At 45.0% G+C, this 21071-nt stretch carries 20 protein-coding genes; all 20 read right to left on the bottom strand.

Annotated elements, in window-relative coordinates; all coding sequences use genetic code 11:
- Window positions 1-114: 114 nt before the first annotated feature.
- Entirely contained in the window at window positions 115-2502 is a 2388-nt protein-coding gene (gene recD2, locus V7Z60_RS02195; protein ID WP_334115916.1) for an SF1B family DNA helicase RecD2, read from the bottom strand.
- Window positions 2486-3187, bottom strand: a complete 702-nt coding sequence (locus tag V7Z60_RS02190; protein WP_334115915.1) for a tetratricopeptide repeat protein — start codon at window positions 3185-3187, stop codon at window positions 2486-2488. Before V7Z60_RS02190 ends, recD2 begins: the two co-directional genes overlap by 17 nt.
- A gap of 12 nt (window positions 3188-3199) precedes the next feature.
- Entirely contained in the window at window positions 3200-3856 is a 657-nt protein-coding gene (locus tag V7Z60_RS02185) for a histidine phosphatase family protein (RefSeq protein WP_334115913.1), read from the bottom strand.
- 134 nt (window positions 3857-3990) lie between these two features.
- Window positions 3991-5118, bottom strand: a complete 1128-nt coding sequence (gene mnmA, locus V7Z60_RS02180) for a tRNA 2-thiouridine(34) synthase MnmA (protein WP_334115911.1) — start codon at window positions 5116-5118, stop codon at window positions 3991-3993.
- A 173-nt stretch (window positions 5119-5291) separates the two neighbouring features.
- The gene (locus V7Z60_RS02175) at window positions 5292-5633 is read right to left on the bottom strand and encodes a DUF1831 domain-containing protein (protein WP_334115909.1); all 342 of its coding nucleotides are present in this window, start codon (window positions 5631-5633) and stop codon (window positions 5292-5294) included.
- Window positions 5634-5635: 2 nt separating this feature from the next.
- A complete protein-coding gene (locus V7Z60_RS02170; RefSeq protein ID WP_334115907.1) occupies window positions 5636-6793 on the bottom strand; it encodes a cysteine desulfurase family protein in 1158 nt (385 codons plus the stop codon).
- Between the two features lie 12 nt (window positions 6794-6805).
- Window positions 6806-7492: a 5'-methylthioadenosine/adenosylhomocysteine nucleosidase gene (locus V7Z60_RS02165; RefSeq protein ID WP_334115923.1), complete on the bottom strand. Its 687-nt coding sequence runs from the start codon at window positions 7490-7492 to the stop codon at window positions 6806-6808.
- Window positions 7493-7520: 28 nt separating this feature from the next.
- Entirely contained in the window at window positions 7521-7838 is a 318-nt protein-coding gene (locus V7Z60_RS02160) for a hypothetical protein (protein WP_334115906.1), read from the bottom strand.
- A 12-nt stretch (window positions 7839-7850) separates the two neighbouring features.
- The gene (locus V7Z60_RS02155) at window positions 7851-8393 is read right to left on the bottom strand and encodes an NUDIX hydrolase (protein WP_334115904.1); all 543 of its coding nucleotides are present in this window, start codon (window positions 8391-8393) and stop codon (window positions 7851-7853) included.
- A gap of 17 nt (window positions 8394-8410) precedes the next feature.
- Complete coding sequence (dapF, locus tag V7Z60_RS02150) at window positions 8411-9391, bottom strand: diaminopimelate epimerase (protein ID WP_334115902.1); 981 nt, start codon at window positions 9389-9391, stop codon at window positions 8411-8413.
- Between the two features lie 241 nt (window positions 9392-9632).
- Window positions 9633-12425 carry an isoleucine--tRNA ligase gene (ileS, locus tag V7Z60_RS02145; protein WP_334115901.1) on the bottom strand — a complete coding sequence of 931 codons (2793 nt, stop codon included), beginning with the start codon at window positions 12423-12425 and terminating at the stop codon, window positions 9633-9635.
- Window positions 12426-12727: 302 nt separating this feature from the next.
- On the bottom strand, window positions 12728-13468 hold the full coding sequence (locus tag V7Z60_RS02140; RefSeq protein WP_334115900.1) for a DivIVA domain-containing protein: 741 nt from the start codon (window positions 13466-13468) through the stop codon (window positions 12728-12730).
- An 18-nt stretch (window positions 13469-13486) separates the two neighbouring features.
- Window positions 13487-14272 (bottom strand): YlmH family RNA-binding protein, encoded by a 786-nt coding sequence (locus V7Z60_RS02135; RefSeq protein WP_334115921.1) that lies wholly within the window; start codon window positions 14270-14272, stop codon window positions 13487-13489.
- 13 nt (window positions 14273-14285) lie between these two features.
- The gene (locus V7Z60_RS02130) at window positions 14286-14546 is read right to left on the bottom strand and encodes a YggT family protein (RefSeq protein ID WP_334115899.1); all 261 of its coding nucleotides are present in this window, start codon (window positions 14544-14546) and stop codon (window positions 14286-14288) included.
- Window positions 14547-14987, bottom strand: a complete 441-nt coding sequence (locus tag V7Z60_RS02125; RefSeq protein WP_334115898.1) for a cell division protein SepF — start codon at window positions 14985-14987, stop codon at window positions 14547-14549.
- Window positions 14988-15006: 19 nt separating this feature from the next.
- Window positions 15007-16221 (bottom strand): cell division protein FtsZ, encoded by a 1215-nt coding sequence (gene ftsZ, locus V7Z60_RS02120; protein ID WP_334115897.1) that lies wholly within the window; start codon window positions 16219-16221, stop codon window positions 15007-15009.
- Between the two features lie 28 nt (window positions 16222-16249).
- Window positions 16250-17593 carry a cell division protein FtsA gene (gene ftsA / locus V7Z60_RS02115; RefSeq protein WP_334115896.1) on the bottom strand — a complete coding sequence of 448 codons (1344 nt, stop codon included), beginning with the start codon at window positions 17591-17593 and terminating at the stop codon, window positions 16250-16252.
- A gap of 143 nt (window positions 17594-17736) precedes the next feature.
- Complete coding sequence (locus V7Z60_RS02110; protein WP_334115895.1) at window positions 17737-18576, bottom strand: cell division protein FtsQ/DivIB; 840 nt, start codon at window positions 18574-18576, stop codon at window positions 17737-17739.
- A 21-nt stretch (window positions 18577-18597) separates the two neighbouring features.
- Complete coding sequence (murG, locus tag V7Z60_RS02105) at window positions 18598-19692, bottom strand: undecaprenyldiphospho-muramoylpentapeptide beta-N-acetylglucosaminyltransferase (RefSeq protein ID WP_334115894.1); 1095 nt, start codon at window positions 19690-19692, stop codon at window positions 18598-18600.
- The gene (gene murD, locus V7Z60_RS02100) at window positions 19692-21062 is read right to left on the bottom strand and encodes a UDP-N-acetylmuramoyl-L-alanine--D-glutamate ligase (RefSeq protein WP_334115893.1); all 1371 of its coding nucleotides are present in this window, start codon (window positions 21060-21062) and stop codon (window positions 19692-19694) included. The genes murG and murD overlap by 1 nt, the downstream gene beginning before the upstream one ends.
- Window positions 21063-21071 lie beyond the last annotated feature (9 nt).

Here is a 21071-nt window from a genome sequence, read left to right as displayed (position 1 = left end):
ACCTTCGAAGACAAATTCCTCGAAGATTTAATTCCCGACCGTCTGCGGATTATCCAAAAAAATATTTATCGTTATTAGAGGTTTCGCTGTCATTCAAATGAAATAAAGCTATTTTTACATGAACTGATAAGGATTAATCCCTTCCATCCCAATCAATGGATCAATTTTCTCAATATTGTCAAAAGTCAAAATCGTCTTTTGAACACTGCCCCGACTAGACTCAGCATCATCAGAACCATTTTTGGATTCAAGCTGAACAGACTTGACTTGAGACTTCATTTCATCCTTTTCGCCGGTAAATTGAAAAATAATCTGTTGTCTCAGCGTCGTCTCACGATTCAAGGATTCAGCACGAATACAATTGGCATAAGCACTCGGCTCGCCAATCAGCATTAATTTGAGCTTGGCACGCGTCAAGGCCGTATAAAGCAGGTTTCTCGCATACATCCGCGAATATTGTCTGACCATTGGCAAAATCACGATTGGAAATTCGCTGCCTTGAGATTTGTGAATCGACATGCAGTAGGCCAAAGTCAAATTTAGAAAGTCAGCTTGCTCAAGCTCGACTTCACGTCCTTCAAATCTGACCGTCATTGTCGTCCCGCGACCTTTTTGCGGCGCATTGATTGCAATGATCTTGCCGATATCACCATTAAAGATATTCTTTTCAGTATTATTTTGCAATTGCAAAACACGGTCACCGATATGAAATTCATTTTCCCCAGACTCTACGCTCTTGGCATTCAGTCTCGTTGGATTCATCAACGGAGCAAGCGTGCGGTTCAATTGATTGATTCCGGCGGGGCCCATGTACATCGGTGCCAGAACCTGAATATCATCCGCAATTTGTCCCTTCTTCAAGACAATCTGCACGATTCTCTCCGTCACGCTGCAAACCTGCTCGCCACTGCATTTTATAAAAGAACGATCCCCGGTTTTTTCTAAAAGGTCAGAAGGAACTTCACCATTTACGATGCTGCGAGACAGCTTAACGATTGAAGAACCGTCGCCTTGACGGTAAATATGCGTCAATTCCTTTGACGGAATCTGCAGGCTTTCAAGCATATCAGCAAAAACTCGGCCAGGTCCGACCGACGGAAGCTGATTTTTATCACCGCAAAAGATGACCTGCATGCTGTCAGGGACGCAGGAAAGAAGCATATGCATCAATTCCGTATCGACCATTGATGACTCGTCAATAATCAGCAGCGTCCCATTCAAATAATCTAAATCATTTGCAGAAACTTCATTGCCTCCTGTAATTCCGAGCAGATGGTGAATCGTTGAAGCGTCCATCTCGGTCGCATTGGCCATTTTTTGTGCAGCCCGTCCCGTCGGAGCAGCCAGCTTTATTCCTTTTGCGTCTTCCCGATCAATTTCATTGAGTTTCATATAAACTTCGGTAATTCCGCGAAGTATCGTTGTCTTTCCCGTACCCGGGCCGCCAGTCAACAGGAAAACCGGTGACTTAATGGCATCTTTGATTGCCTGACGCTGATCTTGACCATAGGTAATGCTGAATTCAGCCTGGACGTCTTCAAGACAGCGGTCAATTTCATCTTCGTCATATTCAATCGGCTCATCACGATTATTCATCAAACGATAAAGATCATAAGCAATCTCCTGTTCAGAATTGTAAAGGGATTTCGGATATATTCTCCTGCCTTCGATTACGATTTTGCGCTTCTTCCCTGCTTCAATAATCGCATCAGCCGCTTTTTCGGGATCAATCTTTTCAGAACGTGCTCCTTCCAAAAGCTGCAGGGATTTTTCGAGCAAAATCTTGTCATTGACATAAGTGTTGCCATTTGAATAGCATTCTTCATACAAGGAAGTTAAAACGGCACCAAGGATGCGCTTTTGATCATCAAATGCAATCCCCATTTCCTGTGCAATCTGGTCGATGCGATTAAATCCCAGTCCGCGAATCTCGGTTGCCAAACTGTAAGGATCTTCATGAATGACTTCCAATGATTTTTCCTGATAACGCGAAAAGATTTCTTCGGTAATCCGGCTTGAAAATCCCAGATTGTTGAGTTCGATTATCGTTTGCTCGGTCCCGTTATTTTCAATTATTCCCTGCATCAGAACGCCTTTTTGACGTTCGCTCAACCCAAGCGTTTCGACCTTGTCCTCGTCTGAAAGAAGCACGTTGATTGCATTTTTTCCCAAAACGTCCACAATATGTTCAGCCGTCTTCCTGCCGATTCCGGGAAAAATATCAGATGACAGGTATGAAACCACGCCGTCAGTCGTCGCAAGCGTTTCAGATTTGTAATTCTGCGCCTGAAACTGCATTCCGTAACGTGCATGTTTGGTTAAACGTCCTTCAAAAGAATACTCGTTTCCTTCAATGATGTCAGCAAAATTACCAACTACTGTTATTTGCTTTTCATCCCATTTAAAACTTGATTCCTTAATTTTTACCAAAAGAACCTTGTAGAAACTGTTTGGTGCTTCAAAAAAGATATGCACCGCTTTTCCCTTAACGTGTTCGGTCATCCTTTCCCCCCTGTTTCCCTTTGTTGAGAACCTTTGAAATATCGTCCAGACGTTCAATCATCTTGGAATAATATTCACTGTCAAGTTGCCTTGCCCGGCCAAAATAAGCATCCGGAGCCTTTCCCAGTCCTGTTTCAACAACACCGCGCATGAAAACCGCGTGCTTGTCATTTGGTCTGTCCTTCAAATACAGATCATAATACTCGCATGCCTGATCAAAGCATCCAAGTGCCAGAAACGAATCCCCTAAAACGATGCAGGCATCCAGCCTCGTCTGATTGCTCCCCTTTTCAAATGCGGTCAGGGCGTATGCCAATGCCTTTTGATGGTTTCCGTTTGAAAGCTCAGTCTGTGCCATCATCAGCATTGCATCAGACTCATATTTTGATCCGTTAAGCATTTTAAACTCAGCTGATGCTTCTTTAAATAATCCCGTCGCATAAAAAACGTTGCCCAAGCCGTAATGAAGCAGCGCCTGCTTGTCTGCCTGTCCTTCAAAGACGTTCAGCGCTCTCTTGAACAGTTCTTCTGCCTGTTCAAAACTTTGCAGTTCGGTCAGATAGCATCCCAAAGCATAATAGCTTTGTGGATCATAGGGATTTTCATCAACTTTTCCGATTAATTCCTCAATCTTTTCCTTGGTCTCTTCTTCCAATTGCTTTCGCTTATTTTTTTTCTTGTCCAAAAAATCACCGCCTTAGACAACATCAGTTGGATCAATGTTGCGTTTCAAATAATCATTCTTATTCCATTCGATGCATTTGAATGTCTGACCATTATCGGTCGTTTCAAGGATTGAGGTGCTCGTATTCGCAAGACCGCCCTTATCTCTGATTTTTGAAAGCGGCACTCCCATCAAATGTCTTATTTCAGCACATAAAGCCGCCCCGTGACTTACAATCAGGATATTTTCCCTTGGATACCGCTCACAGATTGCCTTTATTTTGGGAGTCATTCGTTCAATCACGTCCTGATAGCTTTCACCGTTGATTTCAGCACCGTCGTATCGATCAGGATGATGTTTGAATGCATCAAGTTCTTCCGGAAACCGATCAGCAACCTCAGTGAATTTCATACCTTCCATTTTGCCTAAATCAAATTCCTGAAATGCGCGGTCAGATTCAAGCTTAACGGGGTACTCCAACAAAGAGACAAGCTTTTGTGCTGTAATCCGCGCCCGCTTGATCGGACTGCAATAAGCCTTGGCAAACCTGACGTTATTCAAATACTCAGCCAGCAACCCGATCTCAAGATAGCTCTGAGCAAGCAATGGAGAATCACCGTGTGCTCCCTGATACCTTCCTTCAAGATTCCATTCAGTTTTGCCATGGCGGACAAAATATAATCTGGTCATCAACCGACACCCTTTTCCAATTATAGTATGCTATACAGCTATTATCTCACACTTTACGCCATTAATGAACAACGGTGTTTCTGCCGTGCAAGCAAAAAAGCCGGGAGTTTCCCGGCTTAATCAGCATGCTTCGACTACACGTATTGCAAAAGGCGCCCGTTTTGATAAGCGTAATCGATTGTTCCGCTTCCAAGGCATTCCTCACCGTCATAAAAAACAATTTCCTGTCCTGGAGTTATTGCCCTGACCGGGTCGTCAAAGACTACTTCAACCTTGTTTCTTTCATCGTTGAAATTCACGGTAACGCCGGAATCTTTCTGGCGATATCTGAATTTTGCGGTGCAGTGAAAACTTTGTCCGCGTTCTTCAATCGGAGCCACAAAGCTCAGTCTCGTCGCATCAAGACTTGTTGCATAAAGATGTTCATTATGATATCCCTGGCCAACATAAAGAGTGTTCGTTTTCAAATCCTTTCCGACGACGAACCACGGCTCGTTTGACTTGCCGTCACCGCCGATTCCAAGTCCGCGGCGCTGACCAATCGTATAATTCATCAAACCTAAATGATCGCCTTTGCATTCACCCTCAAAGGTCATCATTTTGCCTGGTTTTGCAGGCAGGAATTCACTCAAGAATTTGCTGAAGTTTCTTTCGCCGATAAAACAAACACCCGTCGAGTCTTTTTTGTCAGCCGTTGCCAGCCCTGCTTTCCTGGCAATTTCGCGCACTTCCGATTTTTGCATGCCGCCAATCGGAAACATTGCCTTTTCAAGTTGTTTGCCCGACAGCTGGCTCAAAAAATACGTCTGATCCTTATTTTGATCAGCACCTCTCATTAAATGCACAGTTCCGTCATCATCACGCTTGATTTGAGCATAATGCCCCATCGCAATATAGTCAGCATCCAGTTCCATCGCATAGTCCAAAAAAGCCTTGAATTTGACTTCTTTATTGCACATGACGTCCGGATTGGGCGTTCTGCCGTGACGATATTCATCCAGAAAATACGTGAAGACACCGTCCCAGTACTCTTTTTCAAAGTTGACCGAATAATACGGGATGCCGATCTCGTTAGCAACCTTGGCAACGTCTTGATAATCTTCAGTCACCGTACAAACGCCGCTGTCTTTTTTCTCGTCCCAGTTTTTCATGAAGACACCGACGACGTCATAGCCTTGCTGTTTGAGCAAATATGCGCAAACAGACGAGTCAACGCCGCCGCTCATTCCGACAACGACACGAATCCTGCTGTTATCTGTCATAACTAAAAACTCACCATCGCTTTATTAAATTCTGAATTAACAATTGAAGGTTGTTTTCTTCAGTGTTTCCTATGATAGCAAAGAATTTTGAAAAAGACAAGCTGCGCGCAAAAGAAAAGCAGTCGCACTGAAAATGCGACTGCAATTCAAGAATTTCCATCAATCTTTCGTCATTATTCTTCCACGATGATGTTGTGATCCATCAAGTCCTTCAAAATGTAATTCAACTGCTCGATGTGCATTTCAGAATCATTGCCTTTAAAGACATTGACCTCCTTGATTCCGTTTGCAGTCGTCGTCACCATTTTAAACCCGTCCAACGCAGACGTTACGGTCATCTTGAACTTAAACCCCTGATTATAGGGAGAATTTGGATCGAGAGACCGCTCCAATGTGAATTTTCCGCCCCTTGATTCGACAAAACCAACGTCTCGTAACGAATAGCGTTTGATTTCAGACGATAATTCGAAAGTTCTCGTATCGCCCTGCAGCTTTGCCTTTTGTCCGTATGCCATGTTTAATTACCTGCCTTTTTCATTCTCTTAATCGTTTTTGACAATACCTCAACAATACGTTCAACCTCTTCTTCGGTATTGTATCTTCCAAAACTGAATCGCAGTGATTCCGAAACCCTTGGACTGTCCTTTCCATACATCGCAGTCAGTACGTGGGATGGCTCAAGCGAACCTGCCGTGCAAGCAGACCCCGCAGAAGCAGCAATTCCGTTCAAATCAAGATTGGTCAGCAATGCATCGCTTTGACAGCCTTTGAACCAAAGACTGACGATTTGAGGAAGCTCGCTTCCATCATGCAATCCGTTTATTTCAAAGTCTATTTCCTGACGCTCCAGGCCTTCCACCAGTTTTTTCTTCAAATTATGGAATTTTTCCCGCAGACTCTTTTTATCGGCATTTGCCAATTCGACTGCCTTGGAGAATCCTGCAATGGCCGGAACGTTTTCCGTTCCTGCGCGACGCTTCAGTTCCTGATCGCCGCCGCGCAAATACGCTTTAAGATTTAATCCGTCCCGTTCGTATAAGAATCCAAGAAACTTCGGACCGTTCAATTTGTGTGCAGACGTCGACAGCAGATCTATCTTGTCTTTTTGAACATCCACATCCAAAATTCCGTAAGCCTGTACGCAATCGGTATGAAACCATGCATTCGACTGTGAAACGATTTCACCAATCTCATGAACAGGCTGTCTGCTGCCGACTTCGTTGTTACCTGTCATGATGGACACAAGAATCGTGTCATCGCGCAATGCATTTTTTAATTCGTCCAGATCAATGATTCCGTTTTCATCAACCGAAAGATACGTCACTTCGTATCCCTGACTTTCCAGAAAAGCCATCGGTCTTAAAACCGCCTCATGTTCAATCGAAGTCGTAATGATATGGCGACCTTCATTTCTTCGACGAAAAGCAGTCTGCATAATAGCGGTATTGTCTCCTTCGGTCCCGCCGCTCGTAAAGACGATTTCATTATCGTTTCCTGCATTGATCGACTCGGCAATCACATGCCTGCTCTCATCAAGCACGCGTCGTGCTTCACGCCCGAAACTGCTGACTGAAGAAGCATTGCCAAAGACGTTTTTCATCATCTCCGTCATGGTTTCAATTACTTCAGCAGCCATTGGCGTCGTTCCGGCGTTATCGACATAAATTCCTTCCAAGAAAAACGCCCCCTAATCTGCAAGCAAGGCCATGATCATCCTGGCCGAACGCCTGCCTGCGTCAATAATAAATTCGTCAAATGACTGCGCCGCCTCGCCATTGCCGTTATCAGACATCGCCCTAACGATGACAAACGGTGTCTTGAGCTGATATGCCGCCTGTGCAATCGCAGCCCCTTCCATTTCGCAGCAAAGCGCTTCAGGATAAATTCCCCTGATTTGAGCAATTGCTTCATCGGAACTGACAAATTGGTCGCCGGTGACGATTAACCCTGCTTTGACGTTCAGATTTGTTTTTTGCGCTGCCTTCTCAAGTCTTGAAACAAGTTCCTTATCGGCTTCGAAAATTTGCGGCTGGCCCGGAAGCTGTCCTTTCTTGTACCCGAATGCGGTCGCATCAGCGTCGTGATACGCAGCCCCGGTTGACAAAACAACGTCGCCAACATGCAACCCGTCGCCTATTCCTCCGGCTGATCCGGAGTTAATGACACAATCGACCTTGAATTCGACGATCATCAAAGCCGTCGTAATGCCTGACTGAACCTTGCCGATTCCGCAACGGACCAAAACGACTTCTTTTCCGTTGATTTTTCCCGTATAAAATTCAGTGCCGCCGACCTCTTTGTCATTTCGCTCTTCCAAATTTTCAAGCAGGTCCTTCAATTCTTCATCCATTGCACAGATGATTCCGTAACGCATATTATCATTTCCCTTCATCGCTGTATCATCAAAAATTGACGAATCGCATGAACAAGAAGACCGAAATAATTGCCGCAATTAAGAAAACAATGGCAATATTGAGTTTCTTCTTCAACCTGTTCGTCTTTTCCTCAACCATGTTTTCATGATTTTCCGCCAACGTCTGTCTTCTGCTCAATGAAGCTTTCTGCTCATCAAAATGCTGCGACTCGTTTTGAAAATTATCTTTTTTCCGTAAATTTTGAAAAGGATTTGCGAACTTTTGCTGACGTTTCCTGTCCGAACGTCTCAACGGTTCGACTTTGTCCTGATCAAAAACTTCTCTTTCGCTGTCTTTATTGTTCATCTTATTCCTCAATCACTGCATCAATTGCCAGAATAAAAGCCCCATGATCGTCTTGCTGTCGCAAACGAGTCCTTCTTTCATCGCAGCCATTGCTTCCGGCAAGGTCAGCTCAACAAGTTCAAGAAATTCATCATCATCTTGCGGAAGCTCGGTTGAAACCGGCTTCAATCCCGAAGCATGGTATAAATAAATTTCTTCATCGCTGAAGCCCGGGGTAGTGTAAAAAGGCGTGACCAGCTCAATGTTTTCCGCCTCATATCGAGCCTCTTCGTTCAACTCGCGAATTGCCGTTTCAAGAGGATTGCCTTCTTCTCCGGGCTCGATTTTTCCGGCAGGTATTTCAAGCGTGACTCTTCGCATCGGTTCACGCCATTGTCTGATCATTACAATCTTGTCATCGTCAGTAATCGGAATCAGAGCAACAGCACCATGATGTCTCACGATTTCGCGGAAGGCCCTTTTTCCGTTCGGAAGTTCAACCGTTTCCTTATCAACCTTGATAACCTTACCGTCAAAAATATTTTCCGTCGACAGTACTTTTTCTTCAAAATTCATTTTGATTCCCCCAAAAATCAGCCGCAAATTTCCTTAACAAATCGGTCATAGCTTGCCTGTTCACCCGTTTCTTCCCAAGTTGCGGCCGAAAAATCGCCAAGAAGCGCTTCGTCCAGTGAAACCGTGCATTTTGCAACAAACGTCCCGTTTCCAATCAAGGACATGTAATATCCTCCGTCTTCTTTTCGGTGAACGATTGTCTTGACCATGCCGCCAGGATTTTTTACCGACAAGGTTTTTTCAAATCCCTTTCCGTCAGTCTTTTCCAGCACGTACATCAGACTGGAGGCAGACATTGCCGTTCCGCACGCATTCGTGTATCCGACGCCTCTTTCATAAGTACGAACGAAAATTTCGCCTTCCGAAAGAATCTCAACAAAACTGACGTTTACACCATCAGGGAACAAAGTATTTTTCCCATCGTTAAGATAAGAGGCAATTCGACCAAGCTCTTCTGAAACAAGCATTTCATGATCGACAAATGAAATCAGGTGCGGATTTGGCACGGCAACCGCACTGAACTTCAAATCAGCAGAAAGCATCTTTAACTTGTCTTCATGCAGTTCCTCTTTTCCGACATGCATCTTCAAATCATCAGCCAGAAAACTGACCGGTGAAATCTCAACCGCAAAGGTCTTTACTCCCGGTGCGAGTTCATCTGCCTGTTCGACTTCAAGGTCAGCATACATCGTTGCGACTTTAAAGGACTTCCTGCCGGTTTTTTCGCTTAAATAGCGTGCAACCGTTCTGAGACCGTTGCCGCACATGCTTGCTTCGCTTCCGTCTGCATTGATGACGCGCATTCTTCCCAAAACATCATCCCGATTTTCCGGCAAAATGCATAAGATTCCGTCAGCTCCGCCGTGAAAACCGTGCTTGCGGTCGCAGACCTTGATTGCAAGCTGTTTCAGCTCTGCTTCAGACATTTTTCTTTCAAGCTTTTCCTGGTCCAAAATGAAGAAATCATTTCCTGAACCATGAACTTTAATTAATTCCATGAGCTTACCTCTTTTACGAAAATTCTTCTGAATATATCTTATCATCTATGCGGCTTTTCGGCAAAGTTGTCGCACATATTTTCACGTTTTTGCAAAATTCAGAGTCAACCGTCTCGTCAGCTTAAAAACGAAAACAGCTGAGAACAAATTTCTGATTCTCAGCTGCTTCTCTTTAATTTTCAGATTTTACTAAAACACTTGCCTGATTTCGTCGTTTTTCCGACATGAACCAAAAAGCGAATTATTCCAGGCCTTCCGTCAAAGCTTCAGGATAGTTCCTTGCAACCACTTTGGCACATTCATCGCATAACTGCGGCAAACGCGCATCGCTTCCGACGGTTGTCGTCGTACGACGGCAGCGTGGGCAGACTTCACCTTCAGCATGCTTGATTACCACCTTAATCTCATCGTAGTCATCTGCATCCTCCGGAGCCTGGTCCTTTGGCAATACGTCCAAAGCGGAAACAATCATCAACTGACGAACGTTTACATTGAGCTTTTCAAGTTCAGCTTTGACGCCATCTGAAACATAAAGTTCGACATGTGCTTCAAATGACTTGCCAATCAGCTTTTCATTGCGTGCATTTTCCAATGACTTGAAGACGTCTGAACGAACTTTCATGAATCGTTTCCAGTTTTCCAAAAGTTCAACTTCACCGTCATAATGTGAAACTTCCGGCATCTCTGCAAGTTGAGCGTAGTCTTCAGGTTCCTTCAGGTATTCCCAGATTTCTTCGGTCGTATGCGGCAAGACCGGAGTCATGAGTTTCGTCAAACGAACCAAAACGTCATAGAGCACCGTCTGCATTGAGCGGCGTTTGTGAGAGTCTTCAGCTTCAACGTAAACGACATCCTTTGCAACGTCAAGGTAAAATGCGGAAAGATTGGTCGTCAGGAAGTTGATCAGTTTCTTATAGATGTCCATGAAGTTATAGTTTGCATAGTCATCAAGAATTTCCTTCGTGAACTTGTTGACCAAGACTTCCATATATTTGTCGCATGCCTCAAGGTCATCATAGGCAACGGTATTTTCAGCCGGATCAAAGTCCGTTGTGTTGGCCAGCATAAAGCGCATCGTATTCCTGAACTTGCGGTAGCTTTCAGAAATTTGCGAAAAGCTTTCCATCGAAACGCGAACGTCAGCTGAAGTATCAACGCTGAGAACCCATAAGCGAATGATTTCAGCCCCCATCTTGTCAACGACTTCGCTCGGAACGATCGTGTTGCCAAGTGACTTGCTCATCTTGCGCCCTTTCCCGTCAAGCGTGAAACCTTGAGAAATAATCTGCCTGTATGGTGCATGACCGGAAACCGCAACGCTTGTAATCAGACTTGAATTGAACCAGCCACGATATTGGTCAGAACCTTCAAGATACATGTCTGCCGGATAGGTCAAATAGTCACGCTGCGCGCAGACTCCTTGATGAGAGGAACCTGAATCAAACCAAACGTCCATAATATCCATTTCCTTTGTGAATTCACCGTTTGGAGAATGCTCATTCGTATATCCTTCCGGAAGAAGATCCTTTGCCTCGCGTTGGAACCAGATATTCGAACCATGTTTTTCAATCAATTCGGCAACATGCTCAATTGTTTCCTTGTCCATGATTGCCGTTCCGTCTTCCGCATAAAAAATCGGCAGCGGAACGCCCCAGACGCGCTGACGCGAAATTACCCAGTCGCCGCGATCGCGAATCATGTTGTGCAAACGAACTTTGCCCCAATCAGGCAGGAACTTGACTTCCTCAATCGCATCAAGAATTTCTGAACGAATCTTGTCGACTGATGCAAACCATTGGGGAGTTGCACGGAAGATAATCGGTTTCTTCGTCCGCCAGTCGAACGGATAGCTGTGCTCGTAATCCATTTGCTTAAGCAAGACGTTTGCTTCTTCAAGTTTCTTCAAAGATACTTCATTTGCATCATCATAGAAAACGCCGGCAAAATCCGGACCGCAGTCATCTGTCAAGTACCCTTGATCGTTAACGGGTGCATAAATCGGCAAACCGTACTTCATCCCGACCTTGTAGTCGTCGTCGCCATAGCCAGGCGCAGTGTGAACCAAACCGGTACCTGCATCAAGCGTCACAAAGTCTCCGATCATCGTCAAAAGTTCCTTGTCGTCATAGAAAGGATGCTTCGCCGTGATGTATTCCAGGTCGGCACCTTTCAGCGTTTCCAGGACTTCATAGTTTTTCCAGCCGAATCGTTCGGCATTTTCCTTGACAAGTTCAGCAGCCAGGACAAATTTACGTTCATCGCCTTCAGGTTTAACAACCGCGTAGTCAAACTTAGCATCAACCGTTACGCCTTCAGAAGCCGGAATCGTCCAAGGAGTGGTCGTCCATACGACAAGGTACGTGTTCGTATCAAGAACCCCCTTGCCATCTTTAACCTGTACGCCGTAAAATGCAGATGGTGATACGACGTCATGATATTCGACTTCGGCTTCTGCCAATGCCGATTCAGATGACCATGACCAGTATACGGGACGCAATCCCTTGTAAATCAGGCCTTTTTCCGCCATTTTGCCAAAAACGCGAATTTGTGCCGCTTCAAATTCAGGATGGAGAGTCAAATATGGGTTATCCCATTCTCCCGCAATTCCAAGTCGCTTGAAATCCTTCTTTTGACCTTCAACTTGTTTCAAGGCATATTCGCGGCATTTTTCGCGGAAATCTGCAACCGTAAGCGCCTTGCGATCAACTCCTGCTTTCTTCAATTGTTGTTCGATTGGAAGACCGTGCGTATCCCAGCCGGGAACGTAAGGAGCTCTGAATCCCATCATCGACTTGGAACGAACGATGATATCCTTTGAAATTTTGTTCATTGCATGTCCCATATGAATATTGCCGTTTGCATATGGAGGTCCGTCATGTAATACGAATGAAGGCTTACCTTCATTCAATTTTTGACGACGTTCGTAAACCTTGTTTTCTTCCCAGGCTTTTTGGCGTTCTGCTTCACGAACAGGCAAATTGCCGCGCATCGGGAATTTGGTCTTGCCTAAGTTCAATGTATCTTTAACTTTCATGTTACACCCGCTGTATAAACAGCCATCCTTTCTTAATCTTCTTTTCCAAAACAGACCTTGATGCTCGTCTGATCAAGAAAATAAAAACTCGCCCCAAAGAGGGACGAGTTTTCGTGGTACCACCCAAATTCAGAATCAATCAATGATTCCCTTCAGGTCAATAACGGCACCACCCGACTCAGCTTACTTCGATTCAGCCGAGCAAAACAGAGATGATAAGCATTGCATTAAAACAATCGACCTTCCACCATTTCATCGACTCGCTTCTGCTTCTCACGCAACGCTCGCGTTCTCATAAAATTTTACATATCTTCTTCTGATTCATCAGCAAAATGCTGACCACCAGCATCAACGTCTGATTCCGGGAAAACGACGACAGCATCAGTTTCTTCGCTACCGTCAACTTCGCCGCCTTCAACGGCGTTTTGATAATAAACATCATCTTCACTGTCGTTTGAGAATGATTTTACTTCTTTAGCGGCCTCTTTGTCAAGAGTCTCATCGCGACGAATTGCTTCCTGAATTGCTTCGTAGCTCGTCGTTTCGCCCTGTTGCAAAATTTCATCCCATTCGCTTCCCTTGACTACTTCAAGCTGGGACTCCATCATGACTTGAAGCTTTTGTCTGAAGATTCTTGCCTGCTTGCGCAAATCGTCAGTTTCAAGCGCCAGCTTCTTGGCCTTTTTTGAAGCCTCTTCGATGATATGGCGTGCCTTGTCATTTGCCTGGTCAATAATGTCCTGGCCCTGCTTTTGTGCTTCACGGTTGATAATTTCGGCTTCTCGTTGGGAATTAGCTTTAACCTTATCAGCCGCTTCCTGAGCAACGATAATAGACTGATTCAATGAGTCCTTCAAATCATTGAAATACTTGAGCTTTTCCTGACTCTGCTTCAAGCTTTCAGTCAAATGATCGTTTTCCTTAAGCGCAGCTTCGTAGTCTTTGATGACCTGATCCAAAAAGTCGTTGACTTCATCTTTGTCATAGCCGCGAAGCTTTACGTCAAATTCTTTATTGTGAATATCCAATGGGGTTAATGCCATTCCCCTTCACCTCCAAAATTATCGTAATTTTTTCAAAACAGAAACTCTTGCTATAAATTTGCCTTTTTTAGAAACACCGGTGAGTTCGTCCATCCTTACCCGTCCATATCCTCTCACGGATAAAACGTCATGTACTCTGACCTCAAAATCAGCTTTTAAAAGAATCATCCAATTTAACGACACTTTATCGGCTTGCAAAAGATCTTTTACATGTTTCCTTGAAAGATTGTACACCGAAGAAATCAGCACATCGCACCTCAGCGAACTCAAGACAACCGTAGCATGCTCCCACTCTTCAATCGGAGACACTGCATTCTGCAGCGGAACTTCCTCAAGTCTCACCTTGACCTTGCCGATTCTGTCGATGTTTTCAAGCAGATACGGCTCAATTTCCCTTTCACAAAACACCTGCCACTTTGTGCCGTCCGTAATGATGTCGCCCATGACCTCGCGCTCAAGACCGCAGTTTGCAAGCGTGCCTAAAATCGTACGGTGCTCCAGCCTGGCGAACTTGACCGGATAGTTGATTTCAAGAAGAACCATTGAAAAATCATCAGCCTGAGGTTCGTAATATTCCGGATAAAACAAGATTCTCTTTCTTTCGCTTCCGGAAAATCCGCCAAATGCTCTCAGCTTAACATCATCGAAACGTCCGATAAGCGTGCTTGCGATAAAATACTGCCGAGGATTCAGAAAATGAGTCAAAACCGGTCGGTATTCATCTTTTGCACGTATGATCTCTTCACTCAGGCTGTCGATAACCGATGCTTCTTCCGGTCTGAAATGCTGATATATTCCGTCCATTTCCTGCTCCCGATTAATATATTCCAAAGATTCCCATCAGGAACAACGCACCCTTTTCGGCAAACTCCAGGACGATCAAAGCAACAATCGGCGAAAAGCTGATTCCGGCAATCGGAGGAATAAAGTCAAAAAGATCAAGATATGGTTGGCACAGCTTGATCAAAAGCTGCCCGATTCTGCTTTCATATGCACCAGGGAACCATGAAAGAAGGCAATATGCAACAATCAAAAATTCGTAAACTCTAAAAATATCAACTACTAATAGTGTAAGCAATTAAATACCTCGCATTTTAAATTCATCATCTTGTCTCGTATCAGTCAAATTGCCTTCAACAATAAAATCCTCAGGCGTACAAAGAAAAATCTTTTCGCCGATTCGCTGGATTTTGCCGTCAATTGCAAAAGTCACCCCGGATAGGAAATCAACCACTCGATGCGCTTGTCCGTCATCAATTCTTTGAAAATTAACGACCGCAGCCTGTCCGTCCAACAATCTCTGTGCAATTGCCTTCACGTCTGAGAAAATGCGAGGCTCAAAAAGCATGATCTTTTTTTCATGATTCTTGTTGACCAATTCCATTACCTTTGAACCATTGCCTTGGCTTTCAGCTTGTGACACGCGATAATCTTCTTCATCATAACCGGTTTCGTCTTCATCATATTCGTCCGGTCTGAAAAGTTCGCTTATTTTCATAGGAATACCTCCTTTGATCATTTTCTGACTGAAATCAGCTTTAGTGATTATTTCTGTGATTCAAAAACGGCGGCATGCTGAGATCGTCATCTCCATCGCTAAAGTCAGCGTTTGAACCGAAAACGTTGAACTCTTTTTTTTCAACGTTTTCAAATTCATTTCTGCGCGCCGGGGACTTTGATGCCCCGTTAATTTCGCGCGTAATATCCCAATCTCCCAAGGGATCGGATTTTTTTGTCTGACTGACGTCGGAAGGAGCAGCCTGGCGAATGACGTTCTTCTTTCCCTGCTTTTCCTTTTTATCGATTCCGGTTGCAACAACCGTCACGATTACCTCATCTTCAAGATCAGGGTTGATTGACGTTCCAAAGATGATGTTGACATCTTTTGTTGCTGCTTGAGAAACGATATTCGAGGCTTCTTCCGTCGCAACAAGCGATAAGTTAAGTCCGCCCGTAATATTGAGCAAGACGTTTTCGGCACCGTCAATCGAAACCTCAAGCAGCGGTGAAGAAATTGCCTGTTTCGTAGCCTCAGCCGCTGCATTTTCACCAGTTGCAGTCCCGATTCCCATCAAAGCCGATCCCTGATTCTGCATAACGGTTTTGACGTCCGCAAAATCAAGGTTAACGATTCCCGGCGAAGTAATCAAATCAGAAATACCCTGCACGCCTTGTCTCAAAACATTGTCCGCTTCCTTGAACGCCTCCAGAAGCGGGGTCTTCTTATCAACAATTTCAAGCAGGCGGTTGTTGGCAATGACAACCAGCGTATCAACCTGATCTTTGAGCTGCGCAAGGCCTTCAGCGGCAAAGCGAGCACGCTTCGGTCCTTCGAACGTAAACGGACGCGTAACGACACCGACCGTCAAAGCGCCTTGATCCTTGGCCATTTTAGCCACGATCGGAGCGGCACCGGTACCCGTTCCGCCACCCATTCCGGCCGTAACGAAGACCATGTCCGCACCTTCAAGCGCTTCAGAAATAGCTTCCTCGCTTTCCTGTGCAGCCTTGTTGCCAGTGTCGGGGTTTGACCCGGCACCGAGTCCTCGCGTCAATTTTGGCCCGAGTTGAATCTTCGTCTCGGCACGCGAACTGTTAAGCGCCTGAACGTCAGTATTGGCGACGATAAATTCGACGCCTTTAACGTCATCTTCAATCATTCGATTGACAGCGTTCCCACCTGCACCGCCAACACCGATCACTTTGATAGTTGCACTGTTTAATGTTTCCGTATCATCCATTGAATAGTCCATAATAAAATCCTCCGTCATTCAATCATCGTTAATCAAAGAAGCTCTTAAAAAATCCAGCTATCTTAGAGGCAAATGAGCTCTTGTCTTGATTTGAATCCTGTTCTTCTAAATATTCTTCGTCATATCCGTTTGTCTCTTTTTCATGATATTCGTTGTCGTAGCTCTTATTTTCTTCAGATTTTGAAACTAAGAATTCATCCTGATCGTCAAGAGTGTGACGAACGATTCGTTCAATTTCGCTTTCGTGGGTAATGTAGTCAACGATGCCGATTACCTGAGAAAATGACGGTATCCGCAAATTCATTTCCTGCGGAACGTAAATCGAAACGTGCACGCCTAAAATTTCTTCTGCTAGTTCTTTGATTCCCGGCAATGCAGCCAGGCCGCCGGTAATCACGACGCCGCCCGGCAGCTGAAGTGCTTTAATCCCTTCCAGGTCATTCTTGAGCTTTTCAAAAATCTGCCGCATGCGCGCTTCGATAATCTCGGCAAGCTGCATTCCGTCAACCATTTGAGGTTCCTGCTGTCCAACAACGGTTACCGGAAAGACGTCGTCGGAAGAGGCCATTGAAGTCGTCGCATATCCATAATTGCGTTTTAAAATCTCCGCATTTTCAATCGAAGTATTCAAGACAATCGAGATGTCACGCGTGACGAAATCCCCGCCTTCCTGATCTACATAAGTGTACTTCAGCTTATGATCATGAACGACTGCGGCGGTTGTCTGACCGCCGCCAAGATCAATCAGAACTGCGCCAAAGTCCTGTTCACCATCAGTCAGGGCAACAGTGGCCAAAGCAAGCGGTGCAACGACTAAATCACGAACTTTAAGACCCGCTCTTTCAACACATTTCTTAATATTGTGCAAAATCGTTTTGGGGCCAGTATACATGACCCCTTGCATTTCCATCCTGACGCCTACCATTCCGCGCGGATCCTTGATTCCGTCAAAACCGTCGACGACGAATTCATCAGGAACGATATCAATCACGTCGCGTTCAGGAGGCAGATTTTGAACCAATGCGGCCTCGGTTACTCTCCTGACGTCCTTGTCGCTGATTTCCTTTGAATTGCCATCATCTTTTCCAACAGCAATCATCCCCTTGCAGCGTTCAATCGACAAAAGATTCGCAGGCACGCCTACGCTTACCTCTGAAATCGGGTGCGATGCTTTCTCCTTGGCCTGGCCAACCGCTTCTTTGATTGCCTGGACCACCTGATCAATATCGACGATTACCCCACGATTTAACCCTGCAGAGCGGGTATTGCCATAACCGATGATGTTCATCTGGTTTTTCGCGTACTCGGCAATCACCACTTTGATTGATGTCGTGCCGATGTCCAAACCGACATAAGTACCAGAATTATCCATCGATTTGCCTCCCTTTAATAATTTTTTAACATTCTAAATATACAAATCATCCACATGATATAATTTTACCACAAAAAATCAAGTATTTCTTGTTTGTCAATACGATTATCAAATTTTTTTAAATTAAACTTCAATTCTTTTCTCTAATTTTTAGGATACGCATAAGCTCCGACTTCTAAATCAATGATTCCCTTGAATTTCATTTTAGCCGTATACTGAGGATAATAGTTTATTTTTCTGGAAAATGTCGAAATTTGCGCAATGACCTCATTTCCGTCATTCATATACACGTGAATTCTTTCCGGATCAACCTTGGAAGGCTCGAAATGAATTTCCGAGATGCATCCCCGAACTTTCCTGTCGACACCGTCAAGTTGAAGCGCCATGTCCTTAAGCAGCCTGCGATTGTTGCTAAATCCGTAAAATACAGGGTAGCTGCCCTCAAAAACATCAACGCCGTAATTGACAGCCACGCCGGAGCTCGGAAGCTTATAGTACAAGTTGTCTCTTTCCACGTATCCGATGGTTCGATATTCCGTGATTGCCAGATTTACGTGATTGAAACGACTGATGCTCAATTTGACGGATTTGACGTTTCCGACCTTATCCGAAATCCGTTTTTCAATTTTGGACTTATCGGGCCATATCGAAAAAAGCGATTCATAGTAGTTAAGTCCGCTTGCCTTGATGACGGCGACTTTCGTCTGCTTGTCTCCGCCGGAAACGTCTAAGGATGCCAGGCGACTGATCGGCATAATCGAATAAAGCGAAATAAGCGCGGTCAGTCCAAAGATTATCAACAGCGGAATCGTTTTTTGAAATAAACGCCTTTTTTGAATCGAGTTCGTCATCTTCAAACCGGGGTCCGGATGATATCGCCCGTCATGCCGGACTTTTTCCTGATCAAGACGACGTTTTTCCTGCAGCTTCCTCCATTTTTTAAACTTCGACGAGGAGCTTTTGTTATTTTCTTTTTTAAACAATCCTGCTCCCCCTAACCGTTATTATCTCACAAGAGATTCCAATACGCCGAGCAATCGGTCAGCAGCATCGGGAACGCCGGCAGCTTTTGCATTTAACGCCATCTTTTCTGACAGTTCCGCATCATTTTCAAGCTCAGAAACGGCCTCAAACAGCTTTCTGCCATCAAGCTCTGCTTCCCTGATCATCAAAGCCGCCTTCTTTTCAACCAGGCTCATCGCGTTATAAGTCTGGTGATCGTGCGTAACGTAAGGACTCGGAATCAAAATTGACGGAATTCCGAGTGACGTAATTTCAGCCAGGCTTGTTGCACCTGCCCGTCCAACGATTAATGAAATTTCAGGCAAAATCGACGGCATGTCGTTAACATAAGGGACGATTGCAACGTTTTCGGGCAGATCCTTCGCTGCTGAATTTGCCATAATCTTGTCATAATGCACACGACCTGTGACAAAAAGAACCTGCCATGGCTGTCCCTTGAAATATTTGATTGCTTCCAACGCACTTTCGTTGATTCTTCTGGCCCCGCGGGAACCGCCAAAAATCAAGACGGTCTTCTTGGAAGGATCAAGGCCAAACTCCTTCAACCGGTCCGACTTTTTAATCCCGGCAACCTGCTGAGCCCGCGGATTTCCGGTAAAGACAATTTTTTCCTTTTCCGGAAAATCATCCCTCGCATGATCAAAGCAAATGCAGATCTTGTCGACGAAATGTCCCAGGAATTTGTTCGTAACACCAGCAATGCTGTTCTGCTCATGAATCACTGTCGGAATCTTCATCCTGGCAGCCGCATAAAGGACTGAGCCGCAGACATACCCCCCCGTTCCGACAACAACATCCGGTCTGAAGTCTTTAATGATTTTCCGTGAATCATGGACACTCTTCAGGAAAAGATAAATCGTCTTGAGGTTCTTCAAGGAAAGCGAGCGCTTGAATCCCTGGATTTCAATTGTCTTAAAATCAATTCCGGCATCAGGGACAATTCTTGATTCAAGCCCCCTGCTCGTTCCGACATACAAGACTTCAGCCGTCGGATCCTTTTTCTTCAAATCTTCAATCAATGCCAGTGCGGGATAGATATGTCCGCCCGTCCCGCCGCCAGAAACTAACAAACGCATCATTTTTCCTCCTGTGTCAACTTTTCAACTTCTTCAATATATGCATCCCCGCGCGCTTCAAACGTCGGCCACTGATCCCAGCTTGCGCAGGCAGGAGAAAGCAAGACGATGTCTCCTTCAGAACTCATCCCATAAGCAACGGAAACGGCGGCTGAGGAATCTTTTGCATGCTTGATTTGACTGATGCCGGCAAGTCTGCCTGCTTCTTCCAATAAGTCGGCTGTCTGTCCAAAAACGACCATTGCCTTAACGTGCTCCTTAAGATACGGAACGAGTCGCTCGAAAGTAAACCCTCGATCCAGCCCACCGCACAACAGGACAACCGGATTCTTGAACCCTGACAATGCCTTTTCCGTCGCTTCCATGTTGGTTGCCTTTGAGTCATTGTAGAATTTGCGTCCATTAAAGGTCGTCACATACTGAGTTCTGTGACGAACGCCGGAAAACGTTCTTAAGACTTCGGCAATATTCTCGCTGCCCTGTCCTTCAATCTTGGCGACGGAAATTGCTGCCAGAGCATTTTCAACGTTATGCGAACCGGGAACCTTGATTTCATCGACATGCATGATTTCTTCTCCTCTGAAGAAAATCACTCCGTTCTTGACGTATGCCCCTTCTTCGGTCGCGTCTTGACGTGAAAACGGCACGACTCTGGCCTTTGTCAGCTTGGAAAGACTGCGCCATTCTTCAGAATCCCAGTTGACGACAAAATAATCATCTTCCTTTTGATTCTTCACGATCCTCATCTTGGCCTTGACGTAATTTTCTCTTGAGCCGTGATAGTCGGTATGCGCTTCATAGATATTGGTCAAAACTGCAATATGAGGTCTGAGCTTTTCAATACCCATCAGCTGAAAACTGGACAGTTCGGTCACCATTACGTCTTTTTCTCCGACTTCCTGGGCAACCTTGGCAGCAGAAATGCCGATATTACCGCATACGTATGCCCTGCCCTCTTCACGGTTTTGATTGAGCATGAGCGCAATCATCGTTGTTGTCGTCGTCTTGCCGTTTGTTCCGGTAACTCCGACAAGCTGCGATTCAGTAATCCGATATGCAATTTCCGGTTCCGTTATGATTGGAATATGTCTTTCGACCGCAGCGGAAATCAGCTCGTTTTCGTACGGAATCCCTGGATTTTTAACGATCAGGTCGGTATCATCCAAAAGTTCGAGAGGGTGGGAACCCGTAACGCACTTGATGTTTCTTTTTGAAAAAGCTGCAAGCTGCTCTTCGTCTTCAAGCTTTTTCTTATCGTTGATCGTGACGTTTGCGCCAAGTTTCCTCAATAAATAAGCTGCGTTGATTCCGCTTTTTCCCAAACCAACGACCAAAACGTTCTTACCTTGATAATCTTTTATATCTTTCATTTTAAATGA

The organism is Ligilactobacillus sp., assembly GCF_036846325.1.
Classification (GTDB): Bacteria; Bacillota; Bacilli; order Lactobacillales; family Lactobacillaceae; genus Ligilactobacillus.
Note: the sequence above shows the minus strand (reverse complement) of the source record. Positions and strands in the feature narration are given on the sequence as shown.